General features: G+C 63.4%; 16 protein-coding genes, 1 pseudogene and 1 riboswitch. Of the genes and pseudogenes, 2 read left to right on the top strand and 15 right to left on the bottom strand.

What is annotated here, in order from left to right:
* Positions 1 to 57: 57 nt before the first annotated feature.
* The 15 genes from hisG to ACAX43_RS27775 all read right to left on the bottom strand — a co-directional run bounded on the left by hisG (position 58) and on the right by ACAX43_RS27775 (position 11,920).
* Entirely contained in the window at positions 58 to 756 is a 699-nt protein-coding gene (gene hisG, locus ACAX43_RS27705) for an ATP phosphoribosyltransferase (protein WP_370711590.1), read from the bottom strand.
* Entirely contained in the window at positions 753 to 2,108 is a 1,356-nt protein-coding gene (gene murA, locus ACAX43_RS27710) for a UDP-N-acetylglucosamine 1-carboxyvinyltransferase (protein ID WP_370711641.1), read from the bottom strand. The genes hisG and murA overlap by 4 nt, the downstream gene beginning before the upstream one ends.
* An 18-nt stretch (positions 2,109 to 2,126) precedes the next feature.
* Positions 2,127 to 2,366, bottom strand: coding sequence for a BolA family protein (locus ACAX43_RS27715; protein ID WP_063497505.1), 240 nt, complete (start codon positions 2,364 to 2,366; stop codon positions 2,127 to 2,129).
* 15 nt (positions 2,367 to 2,381) lie between these two features.
* Positions 2,382 to 3,146 (bottom strand): ABC transporter permease, encoded by a 765-nt coding sequence (locus ACAX43_RS27720; protein WP_370711591.1) that lies wholly within the window; start codon positions 3,144 to 3,146, stop codon positions 2,382 to 2,384.
* The gene (locus ACAX43_RS27725) at positions 3,143 to 4,075 is read right to left on the bottom strand and encodes an ABC transporter ATP-binding protein (protein WP_370711592.1); all 933 of its coding nucleotides are present in this window, start codon (positions 4,073 to 4,075) and stop codon (positions 3,143 to 3,145) included. The genes ACAX43_RS27720 and ACAX43_RS27725 overlap by 4 nt, the downstream gene beginning before the upstream one ends.
* A gap of 168 nt (positions 4,076 to 4,243) precedes the next feature.
* Complete coding sequence (locus ACAX43_RS27730; RefSeq protein WP_370711593.1) at positions 4,244 to 4,537, bottom strand: lipid asymmetry maintenance protein MlaB; 294 nt, start codon at positions 4,535 to 4,537, stop codon at positions 4,244 to 4,246.
* Positions 4,534 to 5,166, bottom strand: a complete 633-nt coding sequence (locus ACAX43_RS27735) for a phospholipid-binding protein MlaC (RefSeq protein ID WP_370711594.1) — start codon at positions 5,164 to 5,166, stop codon at positions 4,534 to 4,536. The genes ACAX43_RS27730 and ACAX43_RS27735 overlap by 4 nt, the downstream gene beginning before the upstream one ends.
* A 114-nt stretch (positions 5,167 to 5,280) precedes the next feature.
* Complete coding sequence (locus ACAX43_RS27740) at positions 5,281 to 6,228, bottom strand: VacJ family lipoprotein (protein ID WP_370711595.1); 948 nt, start codon at positions 6,226 to 6,228, stop codon at positions 5,281 to 5,283.
* An 11-nt stretch (positions 6,229 to 6,239) separates the two neighbouring features.
* Positions 6,240 to 6,779 (bottom strand): outer membrane lipid asymmetry maintenance protein MlaD, encoded by a 540-nt coding sequence (gene mlaD / locus ACAX43_RS27745; RefSeq protein WP_370711596.1) that lies wholly within the window; start codon positions 6,777 to 6,779, stop codon positions 6,240 to 6,242.
* A 91-nt stretch (positions 6,780 to 6,870) separates the two neighbouring features.
* A complete protein-coding gene (mlaE, locus tag ACAX43_RS27750) occupies positions 6,871 to 7,638 on the bottom strand; it encodes a lipid asymmetry maintenance ABC transporter permease subunit MlaE (RefSeq protein WP_370711597.1) in 768 nt (255 codons plus the stop codon).
* Positions 7,635 to 8,456 carry an ABC transporter ATP-binding protein gene (locus ACAX43_RS27755; RefSeq protein ID WP_370711598.1) on the bottom strand — a complete coding sequence of 274 codons (822 nt, stop codon included), beginning with the start codon at positions 8,454 to 8,456 and terminating at the stop codon, positions 7,635 to 7,637. Before ACAX43_RS27755 ends, mlaE begins: the two co-directional genes overlap by 4 nt.
* A 94-nt stretch (positions 8,457 to 8,550) precedes the next feature.
* Positions 8,551 to 9,654 carry a thiamine phosphate synthase gene (thiE, locus tag ACAX43_RS27760; protein WP_370711599.1) on the bottom strand — a complete coding sequence of 368 codons (1,104 nt, stop codon included), beginning with the start codon at positions 9,652 to 9,654 and terminating at the stop codon, positions 8,551 to 8,553.
* On the bottom strand, positions 9,651 to 10,466 hold the full coding sequence (locus ACAX43_RS27765) for a thiazole synthase (protein ID WP_370711600.1): 816 nt from the start codon (positions 10,464 to 10,466) through the stop codon (positions 9,651 to 9,653). The genes thiE and ACAX43_RS27765 overlap by 4 nt, the downstream gene beginning before the upstream one ends.
* Before the next feature lie 39 nt (positions 10,467 to 10,505).
* Positions 10,506 to 10,703 carry a sulfur carrier protein ThiS gene (thiS, locus tag ACAX43_RS27770; RefSeq protein WP_370711642.1) on the bottom strand — a complete coding sequence of 66 codons (198 nt, stop codon included), beginning with the start codon at positions 10,701 to 10,703 and terminating at the stop codon, positions 10,506 to 10,508.
* A gap of 86 nt (positions 10,704 to 10,789) precedes the next feature.
* On the bottom strand, positions 10,790 to 11,920 hold the full coding sequence (locus ACAX43_RS27775) for an FAD-dependent oxidoreductase (protein ID WP_370711601.1): 1,131 nt from the start codon (positions 11,918 to 11,920) through the stop codon (positions 10,790 to 10,792).
* Between the two features lie 230 nt (positions 11,921 to 12,150).
* Positions 12,151 to 12,274: riboswitch (TPP riboswitch) on the bottom strand.
* A 340-nt stretch (positions 12,275 to 12,614) separates the two neighbouring features.
* Between ACAX43_RS27775 and ACAX43_RS27780 the strand changes: the two genes are divergently transcribed.
* Both ACAX43_RS27780 and ACAX43_RS27785 read left to right on the top strand, forming a co-directional pair.
* Positions 12,615 to 14,366, top strand: a complete 1,752-nt coding sequence (locus ACAX43_RS27780) for an ABC transporter ATP-binding protein/permease (RefSeq protein ID WP_370711602.1) — start codon at positions 12,615 to 12,617, stop codon at positions 14,364 to 14,366.
* Positions 14,363 to 14,515, top strand: a pseudogene (locus tag ACAX43_RS27785) (short-chain dehydrogenase); the annotation flags it as partial. The gene ACAX43_RS27780 and the pseudogene ACAX43_RS27785, both read left to right, overlap by 4 nt.
* Between the last annotated feature and the right edge of the window lie 101 nt (positions 14,516 to 14,616).

A 14,616-nucleotide genomic window follows, 5' to 3' on the forward strand; every position in this document is an offset into this window, starting at 1 on the left:
GTATCCGTTTCGGTAAGGCGCGCGTTAATAGCTCGACCACGCGCGTGGTCAAACTGTTCAGGCCGCCGCAGCACCGGCCTTCGAGGCGCGTTCGAACGCATCGAGAATCGGCCGCAGCGCGGCGCGCTTGAGCTTCAGCGCCGCCTGGTTCACAACGAGGCGCGACGAAATCTGCATGATCTCCTCCACCTCGACAAGATTGTTCGCGCGCAAGGTATTGCCCGAGCTCACCAGGTCGACGATCGCGTCGGCGAGGCCAACCAGCGGCGCCAATTCCATCGAACCGTATAGCTTGATGAGGTCGACATGCACGCCCTTGGCGGCAAAATGCTCACGCGCGGTTTCCACATACTTGGTCGCCACGCGCAGGCGCGCGCCTTGACGCACCGCGTTCGCGTAGTCGAAACCGGCCGCCACCGCGACCGACATCCGGCAGCGCGCGATATCCAGGTCGACCGGCTGATACAGCCCGCTGCCGCCGTGTTCGAGCAGCACGTCTTTGCCTGCCACGCCGAAGTCGGCTGCGCCGTATTCGACATAGGTGGGCACGTCGGTCGCGCGCACGATGATCACGCGGACGTTCGCGTCGGTAGTCGGCAGAATCAGCTTGCGCGAGGTTTCCGGGTCTTCGGCGACTTCAATGCCGGCCGCGGCGAGCAGCGGCAGCGTCTCTTCGAAGATACGCCCTTTCGACAAAGCCAGCGTAAGCGGTGCGCTCACGGCCGGCGACGACGACGTTTGCGGCATCGAACTCATGCCTGGCTCCCGGGGATGCGGCGCACCCTGGCGCCGATGGCGTTGAGCTTGGTCTCCATCCGGTCGTAACCGCGATCCAGGTGATAGATACGGTCGATCAGCGTTTCGCCTTCGGCGCGCAACGCGGCGATCACGAGACTCGCCGACGCGCGCAGATCAGTCGCCATCACTTTCGCGCCGGAGAGCTTTTCGACGCCGGTCACGAGCGCGGTGTTGCCGTCGATCGTGATGTTCGCGCCCAGGCGGTTCAATTCCTGCACGTGCATGAAGCGGTTCTCGAAGATCGTCTCGACAACTTGCGAGGTGCCGTCCGCGAGCGTATTCAGCGCCATGAACTGCGCCTGCATGTCGGTCGGGAACGCCGGGTATTCCGAGGTGCGGAAGGTGACGGCGCTCGGACGCTTGTCCATGCGCACGCGCATCCAGTCGTCACCTTCTTCGATCATGACGCCGGCTTCGCGCAGCTTTTCGGTCACGGCTTCGAGGATCAGCGGACGCACCTTACGCAGCGTGACATCGCCACCGGCGGCAGCGACCGCGCACAGGAACGTGCCGGCTTCGATCCGATCCGGGATCACCGTGTGCTTCGCGCCATGCAGCTTGTCGACACCCTGGATCACCAGACGATCCGTGCCGATGCCTTCGATCTTCGCGCCCATCTCGACCAGCAGATGCGCAAGGTCGCCGACTTCCGGCTCGCGTGCCGCGTTCTCGATCACCGTCTCGCCTTCGGCCAACACCGCTGCCATCAGCAGGTTTTCCGTGCCGGTGACGGTGATCATGTCGGTCACGATGCGCGCGCCCTTCAGACGCTTCGCGCGGGCTTCGATAAAGCCGTGCTCGATCGTGATCTCGGCGCCCATCGCCTGCAAACCCTTGATGTGCTGATCCACCGGACGCGCGCCGATCGCGCAGCCGCCCGGCAGCGATACGCGAGCGTGACCGAAGCGCGCGACCAGCGGGCCGAGCACAAGGATCGACGCACGCATCGTCTTCACCATTTCGTACGGTGCGACGAGATTGTCGACGTTCGATGCGTCCAGCGTCACGCGCCCCTCGCCGCTCTCGATGCGCACGCCCATCTGGCCAAGCAGCTTGAGCATCGTGCGTACGTCCTGCAGATCGGGCACGTTGTCCAGATGCACCGGCTCCGCGCTGAGCAGACCCGCGCACAGGATCGGCAACGCCGCATTCTTCGCACCTGAGACGACAACTTCACCCGACAGCGGGTAGCCACCTTCAATGACGAGTTTATCCATGCCTGTCAGTTCCTGATTGACCCGGACTTCGGCCGGGTCTGCTTTGCTTGTGTTCGACGCGCCGCTACCGGCGTCGCGCCCTTCTTGAGTAATTCGCACTAAATTTCCAGATTACGCGGTCTGCCATTCGGCGGGCGTCAGCGTCTTCATGCTGAGCGCGTGGATTTCTTCGCGCATGCGGTCGCCGAGCGCCGCGTACACGAGTTGATGGCGCTGAATCAGCCGCTTGCCTTCGAAGCTCGGCGAAACGATGGTCGCAAAGAAATGCTGACCGTCGCCTTCGACTTCGAGATGCTGGCAAGCGAGCCCAGCCGCAATGTATTGCTTGACCTGTTCGGGAGTCGGCAACATGAGAGAAGCTCCTGATCAGTGGCGCAGTTTGTAGCCGGAGGCGAGCATGCGCATCGCCACCACGGCCAGCACCACAAAGAAACCGGCAACGATCGCGAGGCTCACGAGCGGATTGATATCCGACATCCCGAAGAAACCGTAGCGAAAGCCGTCGATCATGTAGAAGAAAGGATTGAGCCGCGACACTTCGCGCCACACCGGTGGCAGCGTATGCGTCGAGTAGAACACGCCCGAAAGGAACGTGAGCGGCATAATCAGAAAGTTTTGAAACGCAGCAAGCTGATCGAACTTTTCGGCCCAGATCCCGGCGATCAAACCGAGCGTGCCGAGGATCGCCGCGCCGAAAATCGCGAACACGATGATGTACAGCGGCCCGCTGAAGCTGATCGGCACGAACCAGATTGTCACGATGAACACGCCGAAGCCGACCGCCAACCCGCGAGCGACAGCAGCGAGCACATAGGCGCCGAACATCTCATAGTGCGACAGCGGCGGCAGCAGCACGAACACCAGGTTTCCAGTGATCTTGGACTGAATCAGCGACGACGAACTATTCGCAAACGCATTCTGCAACACGCTCATCATCACGAGACCCGGAATCAGGAAACTTGTGTATTCGACGCCCGGATAGACCTCCACGTGACCGCGCAACGCGTGGCCGAAAATCGTCAAATAAAGCAGCGCGGTGATGACCGGCGCCAGCACGGTCTGGAACGACACCTTCCAGAAACGCAGGATTTCCTTGTAAAACAGCGTGCTGAAACCACTGTAGCCGCTCATGCGAGCCCCTCGATCACTTCCGGACCGTTCATCACCTGAACGAACACATCTTCGAGGTCGGCTTTGCGGACCTCGATTTCTTCGAATGTACAGCCCGCTGAACGGCACTGCGCAAGAATCCGCTCGACGTCGTCATAGCTAGCAAGCCGTAACAGATGCTGCCGGCCACTGCCGTTGCCCACGCCGCTTTCCACTTCGAGCGGACGCAACTCAACCGGCAACACGCCTTGCGTGAAGCGCAGGAACAACTGCGTGCCGGCAAAGCGCTGCAGCAGCGTGCTGGTGCGCTCGAGCGCGACCACTTCGCCTCGCCGCAACATCGCAATGCGGTCGCACAGCGATTCGGCTTCTTCCAGATAATGCGTGGTCAGTACGATCGTGTGGCCTTCGCGATTCAGGCGCGAGATGAATTTCCACAAGGTTTGACGCAACTCGACGTCGACGCCGGCAGTCGGTTCGTCCAGCACGATCACCGGCGGCCGGTGCACCAGCGCCTGCGCGACCAGCACGCGGCGCTTCATGCCGCCCGACAGCGCGCGCATGTTGGCGTCGGCTTTGTCGGTGAGGTCGAGATTGGCCATGATTTCGTCGATCCACGCGTCGTTATTGCGCAGGCCGTAGTAGCCGGATTGAATACGCAGGGTTTCGCGCACGGTGAAGAACGGATCGAACACGAGCTCTTGCGGCACCACGCCGAGCGCGCGGCGCGCGTCGCGGAAATCGCTGACTACGTCATGTCCGCGCACCGCGATGCTGCCTTCATCGGCGCGCGCGAGACCGGCGAGGATGCTGATGAGCGTAGTCTTGCCCGCGCCGTTCGGACCGAGCAGTCCGAAGAACTCGCCTTCTTCCACTGCGAGGCTGACGCCCTTGAGCGCCTGCAAGTCCTTGTAGCGCTTCTTGACGTTACGAATTTCTATGGCTGACATGACTGTGGGCCGCGTGCAGCGGCGCCTAAAGGAGCCCTGAGGGGGCGCAACAAGCTGGGAGAAACGGAATTGGGGCCGGTTATGGTGCCCCAAAAAACGTTTGATTATAGGGCAAAAATCCGCGGCCCCGAGTCTGCCGGGGGGATTGGAAGCGACGCTACTGGAGCGTCAATGTCGCGCCGGCAGAAGGGTGTCGACGCCGTAGGCTTGCGCGAGGCTGGCGAGGCCAGCTGGCAGGTTGACGATCTCAAACGTGACGCCGCGTGCCCGGGCGGCACGCACCCACGCGAGCAGGACGGCTAGCGCGGACGAATCGAATTGCGCGAGCGGTGCGCAATCCACACCGTTCGCGCCCGCAGCGATACGCTGCAAACCCGCCGCGAGCGCGGTTTTTGCGCTCGCGTGGGTCAGTGTCGCGCCGCTTTCGAAGCAGCTTGCGACGGCGTTCAGCACTTCGCTCACGACTGCTTGCCCGCAGCCAGTTGCTGATTGCGCTGCGTGAGGAACTGGATCAGTCCTTCCACGCCCTTCTGCTGGATCTGCTCGTTGAACTGCTGCTGATATGCCTGAATCAGCCATGCGCCGAGCACGTTGATGTCATACACGCGCCAGCCTTGCGCCGTCTTGTACAGACGATAGTCGAGTTCGATCGGCGAACCGTTGTTCATCACCACCGAGCGCACTACCGTATCGGTATCGCCCGGATTCATGCGGAACGGCTTGTACTGGATCTGCTGGTCGCGCACTTGCGCAAGTGCGCCCGAGTACGTGCGAATCAGCAGCATCTTGAACTGGTCGACCACCTGGTTTTGCTGCTCAGGCGTCGCGGTGCGCCAGTTGCGGCCCATCGCGAGTTGCGTGGTACGACGGAAATCGGTGTACGGCAGGATCTTTTCGTTGACGAGCGCCGTGATGTGCGAGAGGTCGCCTTGCTGGATCGACTTATCGGCGCGCACCGCGTCGATCACCTGCTGGGTAACCGTCTTGATCAAGGTGTCCGGCGAACTGCTGTCCACCGTTTGTGCCGACGCACCGGCACTGAGGAACGAAAACAACGCAGCGAACAACGGAATCAGGAAGAATTTTTTCATATCGAGCCTTGCCTTAAAATTAGTGCAACCGTTTGAGCCGACATTAGCACGCGAGTTCAGCAACAATCCATGCGCAAACTGCGAGAGTCGTTTCGAGGTGTTACGGCTGTACGATCAACGCAATTTGAATGAGGGGAAGTTGAAACGCGACGGTGGGACCAGTTGGCCAGCCGGAATCTGCGTGGTTTCCGGTCCGCCGTTCAGGTCGAGCGGCGGCGTTTGGACGCTGCCAGAGGCGGCTTCCGGCGCAGCCGCCGTGCCGGTCTCGGCGCCAGCCGGTGCAGCCGCCGCAGCGCCGTCCACGTCGTCGTACTTCGGCAGCGGTGCTTCGTCGCCGTAGTTCGGCAGCGCCTGCGCCTGCTTGCCGTCCGACAGCAAGTATTGGCGACGCTGCAGATACGCATTGCGCACGAACGAGTACTTGTCGAGCGCGGCGCCTTCCAGCACGTCGCTCGCGTTCAGCAGATTCGCGCGCGTGTTGACCACGTTCAGCCCATACAGCGCCCAGCTCAGGCCCGGCGGATTGATGTAGCTGAGCGGGTTCACATAATAGTTGCCGAGCGAGCCGACCGCGTCGCGCACCGTGCTCGGCCCGAACAGCGGCAGCACGAGATACGGGCCCGCCGGCACGCCGTAATGGCCGAGCGTCAGGCCGAAGTCGTTGTCGTGCTTGGGCAGCTTGGCGAGCGTCGCCACGTCGAACAGACCGCCGACACCGAACACCGTGTTGATCACGATCCGCATGATGTCTTCGACGCCATCGGTAATCTTCAATTGCAGCAAATTGTTCGCCGCGATGTAGACGTCGCCGATGTTCGAGAAGAAGTTGGTGACGCTTTCACGCACCGGCTGCGGCGTCGCCCAGACGTAGCCCCTCGCGACTGGCTTCAGCGCGTATTGGTCGAGCTTGTCGTTTACGGTGAAGATTGTGCGGTTGAAGCCCTCGATCGGGTCGCCCTTGGTCGGCGTCTGCACGGTCGTGCAGGCCGCGAGCGCGGCAGCCGCCAGCGCGAACGTCGCTATCTGGACGGTGAACACGCCCCTTTTGCGTATGGTCTGCATTTTTGTTCTCCTTATTGACCGGCTGCGCCGGACGCAGGCAGAGCCGGTGCCGCGGGTGCGGGCGCGGCCGAACCCGGGGCCGGCTTGGATGCACCCGAGTCCGCGGCCTTGCTATACAGGAATTGTCCGATCAGGTTTTCCAGCACGATCGCGGATTGTGTCATCGAAATCGTGTCACCCGCTTTAAGCATCTCGCTGTCCCCACCGGGCTCGAGCCCGATGTATTGCTCGCCGAGCAGACCCGAGGTCAGGATTTTCGCCGAGGTGTCTTTCGGAAACGGGTATTGCTTGTCGATATCGATCGTGACGACGGCCTGATACGCGTTATTGTCAAAGCCGATCGACGCAACCCGCCCGACCGTCACACCCGCGCTCTTCACCGGCGCGCGCGCCTTCAGCCCGCCAATATTGTCGAACTTGAGCTTGACCGGGTACGTTGCCTGAAACGACAACGAGCTCATGTTGCCGGCCTTCAGCGCGAGAAACAGCAACGCCACGAAACCCAGCACCACGAACAGGCCGACCCAGAAGTCGAGAGCAGTCTTTTTCATCGTCATCCCAAAGTGAATCCGCCACACTGCTCCCGCTCCCGTCACGCGCAACCCGAGGCGCGCCCGTTGAAAGGATACGTGCAGCGCAGTCTTAGCTGAACATTAACGCGGTCAGCAGAAAATCGAGGCCGAGCACCGCAAGCGACGCGTACACGACCGTCTTGGTCGTGGCGCGCGACACGCCTTCCGGCGTCGGTTTGGCTTCATAGCCCTGAAACAGCGCAATGAACGTTACGGCGAGGCCGAACACCACACTCTTGACGACCCCGGCGCCGACATCGCGCCAGACATCGACGCCGCTTTGCATCTGCGACCAGAACGCACCGGAATCGACGCCAATCAGCAGCACACCCACCACATAACCGCCGAACACGCCGACCGCGCTAAAAATGGCGGCCAGAATCGGCATGGAAATGATGCCCGCCCACAAGCGCGGCGCCACCACCACCTTGACCGGATCCACCGCCATCATTTCCATCGCGGTCAACTGTTCGCCTGCCTTCATCAAGCCGATTTCGGCGGTGAGCGACGTGCCGGCGCGGCCTGCGAACAGGAGTGCCGTGACCACCGGGCCGAGTTCGCGCACCAGCGAAAGCGCGACCAGCAGCCCCAGCGCCTGTTCGGAGCCGTAGCGGTTCAGCGTGTAGTAGCCCTGCAAGCCGAGCACGAAGCCGACGAACAACCCCGACACGGCGATGATCACCAACGAATAATTGCCCACGAAGTGGATCTGCTTCGTGACAAGACGCGGCCGGCGCAGCAGCGGGAAAAATTCGAGCAGCAGCCGGAAGAAGAAACGCGTGGCGTAGCCGGCCGTGCCCAGCCCGTCGAGTACCGAGCGGCCGATCGAACTGATCATGAATGACCTCCGCCGATGCCGAAGTCCGCCGCGAGCGGCGTCTTGCTGGAATAGTGGAACTTGAACGGCCCGTCCGGCGCGCCGTCGATGAACTGGCGCACCGTGGGATCGGTCGACGCGCGCAGCTCAGCCGGCGTACCTTCGGCGTGAACCCCGCCGTTGGCGACGAAATAGACGTAATCGGCAATCGCGAACGACTCCGGCACGTCGTGCGTGACCAGGATGGACGTGGCGCCAAGTGCCTGATTCAGCGCGCGAATCAGGTTCGCGGTGATGCCGAGCGAGATCGGATCGAGGCCGGCGAACGGCTCGTCGTACATCATCAGCTCGGGGTCGAGTGCAATCGCGCGGGCCAACGCCACGCGCCGCGCCATCCCGCCGGAAATCTCCGACGGCAGCAGATCGCGCGCGCCGCGCAGGCCCACCGCGTTGAGCTTCATCAACACGAGGTCGCGGATCAGTTCCTCGGGGAGCTCGGTATGCTCGCGCAGCGCGAAAGCGACGTTTTCGAACACCGACATGTCGGTGAACAGCGCCCCGAACTGGAACAGCATGCCCATTTTGCGGCGCAGCGCGTACAGGCCGTCGCGCGTTTGCGCGCCGATGTCCTGGCCTTGAAACAGGACCTCGCCGCGCTGGGCGCGCACCAGACCGCCGATCAAACGCAGCACCGTGGTCTTGCCGCAACCCGAGCCGCCCATGACCGCGACGACCTGGCCACGCTTGAAGCGCAAATTCAGGTTCGACAGGACGAGCCGGTCGCCATAACCGAAGTCGACGTCGCGCAGCTCAAGTAGGGTCTCGGGGGAGGAAGACACGAAACTGACAGTCCTTTTACACGGAAGGCCGAATTATAGGGCCATCATGCAAAAGTTGCCGTGAGGGTCCCCGTCTCTTTATGGAACGTGACGATTATTGCGTAAACGCATGTTGCAGCGCAGAAACCGCGGCAGCCGGGTCAGCGGCCTCGGTCACGGCGCGCACTACGGCGGCACAGCCCACGCCCGTCGCCAGCACGTCCGGCAATACCTGCATGTCGATCCCGCCAATCGCGACCAGCGGCACGACGCCGTCAAGCATCCGCACATACCGTGCCAGACGCTTGAGGCCTTGCGGCGCGGTCGGCATGGCCTTGGTGGTGGTCGGGAATACCGCGCCCAACGCAATGTAGCTGGGCCGGAAGTGCAGTGCCTTCAGGATTTCGTAGAAACCGTGCGTCGACAAGCCGAGCCGGATGCCTGCCGCAGCAAGCGCGGACAGGTCGGCGGTATGCAGGTCTTCCTGCCCGAGGTGGACGCCATAAGCGCCCGCTTGCAGCGCAGCTTGCCAGTGATCGTTGATGAAAACCTGAGCGTCGTGCTGCCGGCCCGCAGCGACACAGCGGGCGATTTCCCGCTTCAGTTCGTCGGCGGGTTCGGCCAATTTGCGGCGCAACTGGACCGTTTTCACGCCGAAAGCCACCACCCGCTCGACCCATTCCGCGGTCGGCAGAACCGGGTAAAGACCGAGCCGCTCGGGACAACGCGCGAACGCCTGCGCGGGTGCGGCAGGCAGCCCCGCAAGACGCGGGAAGCGCGCGATATTGGCCGGAAATGCGTCGTCCGCTTTGGTTTCGTCGCCGTCGCGCCACGCGAGCGCCAGGACCAGCGCGTCGTGTGGATCGAAACCGCAGTCCAGAAACGCGGCCAGCGCGGGAATCCAGTCTTCAGGCAGATGACCTTCCAGACGGTATTTTTCGCCGCCCAGATGCAACGCGGCCTTGTTCTCCGCAGCGACGATCACGCCGGCGCCTTGCACTTGCCAGCGCGCTATCTGCTCGCCATGCTGCTGCGCGTCGGCGACGATGATCAGGTCGCGGCCATCGGGCTCGTCGGGCGCGGTCAGGCAGATGCGCCACGGCGCGTGCGTCGGCGGCCACTCGCCCAGGCGGGCGCGGATCCGCTCGGTGGCTTCGGTGAGTTCGTCGGCGGGCGGCCAGAAGAGGTCGCGTTGGGTCAAAGGCAAAGTTTGCGTCATGCGCCGCTCCCGTCCTGGTGCCAGAACGGCATGCCGACCACCGGCGTGCTCGCGTGCGCACTTTCGCGTTCGGCCATCGGCCCCGCCAGAAACGCCTGGCGCCCCGCGTCGACGCCCAGCGCGAAGGCGCGCGCCATCGCATCGGGATGCGTGGCCTGCGAAACGGCGGTGTTCAGCAGCACGCCGTCGAAGCCCCACTCCATCACCTGCGCGGCGTGCGACGGCACGCCGAGCCCTGCATCGACGATCAACGGCACATCCGGCAGCCGCTCGCGCAGTACCCGCAGGCCATACGGATTGATCACGCCCTTGCCGGTGCCGATCGGCGCGCCCCACGGCATCAGCGCCTCGCAGCCCGCATCCAGCAGACGGCGGCCGATCACCAGATCTTCGGTGCAATACGGCAGCACCTTGAAGCCGTCCTTGATGAGTTGCGCAGCCGCTTCGATCAGGCCAATCGGGTCGGGCTGCAACGTGTAGTCGTCGCCGATCAGTTCGAGCTTGATCCACTCGGTGTCGAAAATTTCGCGCGCCATATGCGCGGTCGTCACCGCCTCGCCGACGGTCAGGCAGCCGGCCGTATTCGGCAACAGCGGCACGCCGTGGCGCTTGAGCAGATCGAAGAAGCCGGCTTCGGCGCCGCCTTCGTTCATCTGCCGGCGCAGCGCGACGGTCACCATGCCGGGCCGCGCGGCGTCGATCGAATCCGACAGCGATTGCAGCGACGGATAGCGCGAGGTGCCGAGCAACACGCGGCTCGCGAAGGTTTCGCCGTAGAGCGTGAGCGCGTCGGCGGTTCGGGGGGAAGTCATTTGCATAATGCTGGTCTCCGGCAATGCGTGGCGCGGGTCTTAGCCGCCGGCCACGGGTTGCACGACATCGAGCTTGTCGCCCGGCTGCAGCGCGCGCGCCGCATGCTGGGTGCGCGCGACGAAATCGCCGTTCAATGCGACCGCGAACGGCGGACGCGCGCCGTACGCGACGAGCGCATCGGCGACAGTCGCGCCTTCGGGCAGCGACAACGGCTTCTGATTGATGTGAATGTCCATGGTGTTCGAATACGCTTCAATCGAGGGCGGAAACGGCGTGGCATTCGCTTGTATGCCGCTGTTGTTCACAAACTGTCGTGCAACGCTCATGCCGGCTCCCGCGTGGAATCCAGTTGAAACAGCTCGCTCCAGCGCGCCGCACTTTGCCAGTCGACGAACGCGTCGGCGTCGCCAATGCGGCCGTCGAGGAGCGCCGCGGCGAAGCGCGCGGCTTCGTCGGCGACTTCGGGCACGATCATGTAGCCGTGCCGGTACAGGCCGTTCACGCGCAACGTCTGCGCGCCATCCCACAGCAAAGCTGGACGGTGGTCCGGCAAAGTCGGGCGGCACTGCGAATTCAGTTCGAGGATGCGTGCCTCGCCGAAACCGGGGTGCACGGAAAACGCCGCGCTCAGCAGTTCGAGCGCCGAGCGCACGCTGACCGGCGACATGTCCTCACCTTCTACTTCGGTTGCGCCGATCACGTAGAGATCGTCCTGCTTCGGCGCGATGTAGAGCGGATAGCGCGGATGCAGCAGCCGCACCGGCCGCGTCAGTTTGATACCGGGCGCATGCACCCTTGCGACTTCGCCGCGAATGCCGCGCAGCGTGGGCAGCACCGGCTTCGCGCCCAAACCCCGGCAGTCGATCGTGACACGCGCCGGCGGCAGCGCATGGTCGTCGACCGGGGTGTTCCAGTGCGTCTCGACGCCGCGCTGGGCGAGGCCTGCAGCGAGCGCGGCAAGCACCTGCCGGTTGTCCAGTTGGCCTTCGCGCGGCAGCAGCCAGCCCTGATTGAAGCGGCCCGCGAGTGCGGGCTCGGCGGCTCCGACCTGAGCACCCGCAAGCGCCACGAAACCGCCGTCGAGCAGTTCGGCTGGGGCATTTGAGCGCACACGGCGTTCGAACAGCGGTGCTTCAGTGCGGTCGGCGTGATGCCATACGACCAGCGTGCCATTGCGCTGGAAAAACACCGGTTCGGGCAATTCGGCCAGCACTAGCGGCCAGGTGTCGAGCGAACTCGCGCCGAGACGCGTGATCAGCAGTTCCGCACTGGCGGCTTCGGCAAGCGGCGCCAGCATCGCAGCGGCGACCCACGCGGCGGACTGCGTACCCGCTGCATCACCACGCTCGTAAAGCGCCACGCGATGCCCCTGGCCGGCGAGACGCCATGCGACCAGACGCCCGCAAAGCCCGCCGCCGAGCACTGCGAAATCGGGTTGAGCAGGACGATTCATCGCGCGCACTCCGTGTCACAACGGCCAGCAAGGCTAAAGCAGCACGACGCGCCGACATAGCCGACGAAAGCGTGGCGAAGAGCAAAACACATATCTGAAGAATAGGCGGTCATCGAGTCCTTTCCGTACGGTCAACATACGCACGTACCCAGGACGAAACCGGCGGGTGAGGCCGGCCGGGCGACACGCGCGTCCAAATGACGGACGCCGCCCGGCGGGGAATGGAAGACTGGCTGCTTCCGGAAACTTCCCGCGCCGGTATTACCCGGATCGGGTGCAAAGGGTCTCTCTCAGCCTTGCAGCCGCTGCATGAAAATCATGCAGCCTGTGTGCAAAGCACCCCTGTTTCGTCGAAGGTCATTAGACCATAAAAGGCGCGGGGCCCGCAAACCCTTGGCCTGTGCCGTCTCATGCTGCTGATCCGGCACCGTCTTTCAGTTCATCGCTGCGGCCGATGGCAGCGCTCTGGCACAATGCCACAAGCGGATGTCGCAGGAGCCAGGCACCGGCGCCCCGCTTCGCCGCCCGAGCGAAGGGCGGAAATTAATTTTCGCTTAAGGGCTTGGCGCCAGAATCGGACGCCCACCCGGTCGTGCGTTCGTCGAGCACGACGTCTGGGGCATGCACCGCAAACCCGCCGTGGGCCGGCCTGAAAAGGCCAGCCTTGATGGGCCAGCACTACATCAGGATGCTCATGACACCGAATACCTCTTCCAGCCGCGCGCTGCCGCCGGACGAAAAAGTCTCCGCCTGGAGCCTGATCAAACCCTACTGGGTCTCCGAAGAACGGAACACGGCGTGGGCGCTCCTCATTACGATCATCGTGATGAATCTGCTCGTCGTGTGGATCAACGTGCGCCTGAACCGCTGGAGCGCCGACTTCTACAACGCGCTGCAAACCAAAAACGTGCACGACTTCCCGCACCTGCTGATGGTGTTCTCGGGGCTCGCGTTCGGCTTCATCATCCTCGCGGTGTATGGCCGCTATCTGCGCCAGATGCTCGGCTTCCGCTGGCGTCAGTGGCTGACCACACGCTACCTGAACGAGTGGCTGCACGACAGCGCCTTCTACCGGATCGAACGCGACCGGCTCACCGACAACCCCGACCAGCGGATCAGCGACGACCTGCAATCCTTCGCCACCAGCACGCTCACGCTAACGCTCGATCTGCTGTCCACGGTCGTCACGCTGGTGTCGTTCATCACGATCCTGTGGTCGCTGGCGGGTGCGCTGACCGTCTCGCTCGGCGGCATGCCGGTGCAGATTCCCGGCTACATGGTGTGGGCCGCTGCGCTTTACGCGGTGGTCGGCTCGTTGATCATCCAGAAGGTCGGCCATCCGCTCGTGTCGATCAACTACCAGGCGCAGAAAGTCGAGGCGGATTTCCGTTTCGGCCTGATCCGTCTGCGTGAAAACGCCGAGCAGATTGCCTTCTACAACGGCATGGAAACCGAGAAGACGAACGCACGCTCGCTGTTCGGCCGCATCCGCGACAACTGGTGGCAGGTGATGAAGTACACCAAGCGGCTTACTTTCGTGCTGAGTTTCTACGGCCAGATCGCGATCATCTTTCCGCTGGTAGTCGCGGCGCCCCGCTACTTCGCGGGCGCTTTCACGTTCGGCGTGCTGATGCAGATTTCGAGCGCGTTCGGCACCGTCAGCGATTCGTTTTCGTGGTTCATCAACAGTTACGGCACCTTGGTCGAATGGCGCGCTACCGTGAACCGGCTGCGTGAATTCAAGCGCATTGTGCATGCGCCGCGCCTAAAGGAATCGGTGTCGCCGGCTACCGCGCATGGCGGCATCAACCTGCATTTCGTCGACGAGGACAAGCTCTCCACCGAAGGCCTCCAGCTTGCGTTGCCGAACGGCAACCCGCTGTCGCGCATTCGCGATATCGCGATCAAGCCTGGCTCACGCTGGCTGGTACGTGGTCCGTCCGGTTCGGGCAAGAGTACGCTGATGCGCGCGCTCGCCGGCTTGTGGCCGTTCGGCGACGGTTCGATCGACGCCCCGGTCAACGCACGCATGATGTTCATCCCGCAGGTCAGCTACATGCCGATCGGCACGCTGAAAGCCGCGCTCACCTATCCGTCCGCTGGCGACGTCTACACCGATGACGAATGCCGCGAAGCGCTCGTCACCTGTCACCTGTCGGAGTACGCCGACCGTCTGCAGGAATCGGGGCACTGGACCCGCATTCTCTCGCCGGGCGAACAACAGCGTCTCGCCGGCGCGCGCGTCTTGCTGCACAAGCCGGACTACCTGTTTCTCGACGAAGCGACCAGCGCGCTCGATTCAGTGAACGAAGCACGTCTCTATCACCTGTTCACCGAACGGCTGCCGAAGGCGGCGATCGTCAGCGTTGCGCATCGCGAATCGCTGGCGGCGTTCCATGGCGAAACGCTCGAGGTCGAGCGCTCGGGCGAACCGGTCGCCGCATGAGCGGCATGAGTAACGTTGATCGCGATCGCGTCGTGTTGATCACCGGCGCGGGCTCGGGTATTGGCGCGGCACTGGCACGACGCATCGCCGCGCCGCGCACCGCCTTGATGCTGCATGCACGCGGCGCCGACGACGAAGCGCGCCAGCGCTTTGGTGTACCGCTTATGTACCGCCTTGTCGTCTCCACCTCTTCCTGCATGCAGTGGCCAGTTTCCGCACCGACTTAAGGGCGAAAACTGGCCGGAGACGC

It is taken from the genome of Paraburkholderia sp. IW21, assembly GCF_041321145.1.
Lineage (GTDB): Bacteria > Pseudomonadota > Gammaproteobacteria > Burkholderiales > Burkholderiaceae > Paraburkholderia.

Bases quoted from the DNA above. Each gene is read 5' to 3' on its own strand.
- ACAX43_RS27715 (WP_063497505.1), bottom strand. From the start codon at position 2,366: ATGTTGCCGACTCCCGAACAGGTCAAGCAATACATTGCGGCTGGGCTC.
- ACAX43_RS27775 (WP_370711601.1), bottom strand. From the start codon at position 11,920: ATGAATCGTCCTGCTCAACCCGATTTCGCAGTGCTCGGCGGCGGGCTT.
- ACAX43_RS27780 (WP_370711602.1), top strand. From the start codon at position 12,615: ATGACACCGAATACCTCTTCCAGCCGCGCGCTGCCGCCGGACGAAAAA.
- ACAX43_RS27720 (WP_370711591.1), bottom strand. From the start codon at position 3,146: ATGAGCGGCTACAGTGGTTTCAGCACGCTGTTTTACAAGGAAATCCTG.
- ACAX43_RS27725 (WP_370711592.1), bottom strand. From the start codon at position 4,075: ATGTCAGCCATAGAAATTCGTAACGTCAAGAAGCGCTACAAGGACTTG.
- mlaE (WP_370711597.1), bottom strand. From the start codon at position 7,638: ATGATCAGTTCGATCGGCCGCTCGGTACTCGACGGGCTGGGCACGGCC.
- ACAX43_RS27740 (WP_370711595.1), bottom strand. From the start codon at position 6,228: ATGCAGACCATACGCAAAAGGGGCGTGTTCACCGTCCAGATAGCGACG.
- ACAX43_RS27735 (WP_370711594.1), bottom strand. From the start codon at position 5,166: ATGAAAAAATTCTTCCTGATTCCGTTGTTCGCTGCGTTGTTTTCGTTC.
- thiS (WP_370711642.1), bottom strand. From the start codon at position 10,703: ATGGACATTCACATCAATCAGAAGCCGTTGTCGCTGCCCGAAGGCGCG.
- mlaD (WP_370711596.1), bottom strand. From the start codon at position 6,779: ATGAAAAAGACTGCTCTCGACTTCTGGGTCGGCCTGTTCGTGGTGCTG.
- thiE (WP_370711599.1), bottom strand. From the start codon at position 9,654: ATGACGCAAACTTTGCCTTTGACCCAACGCGACCTCTTCTGGCCGCCC.
- ACAX43_RS27765 (WP_370711600.1), bottom strand. From the start codon at position 10,466: ATGACTTCCCCCCGAACCGCCGACGCGCTCACGCTCTACGGCGAAACC.
- hisG (WP_370711590.1), bottom strand. From the start codon at position 756: ATGAGTTCGATGCCGCAAACGTCGTCGTCGCCGGCCGTGAGCGCACCG.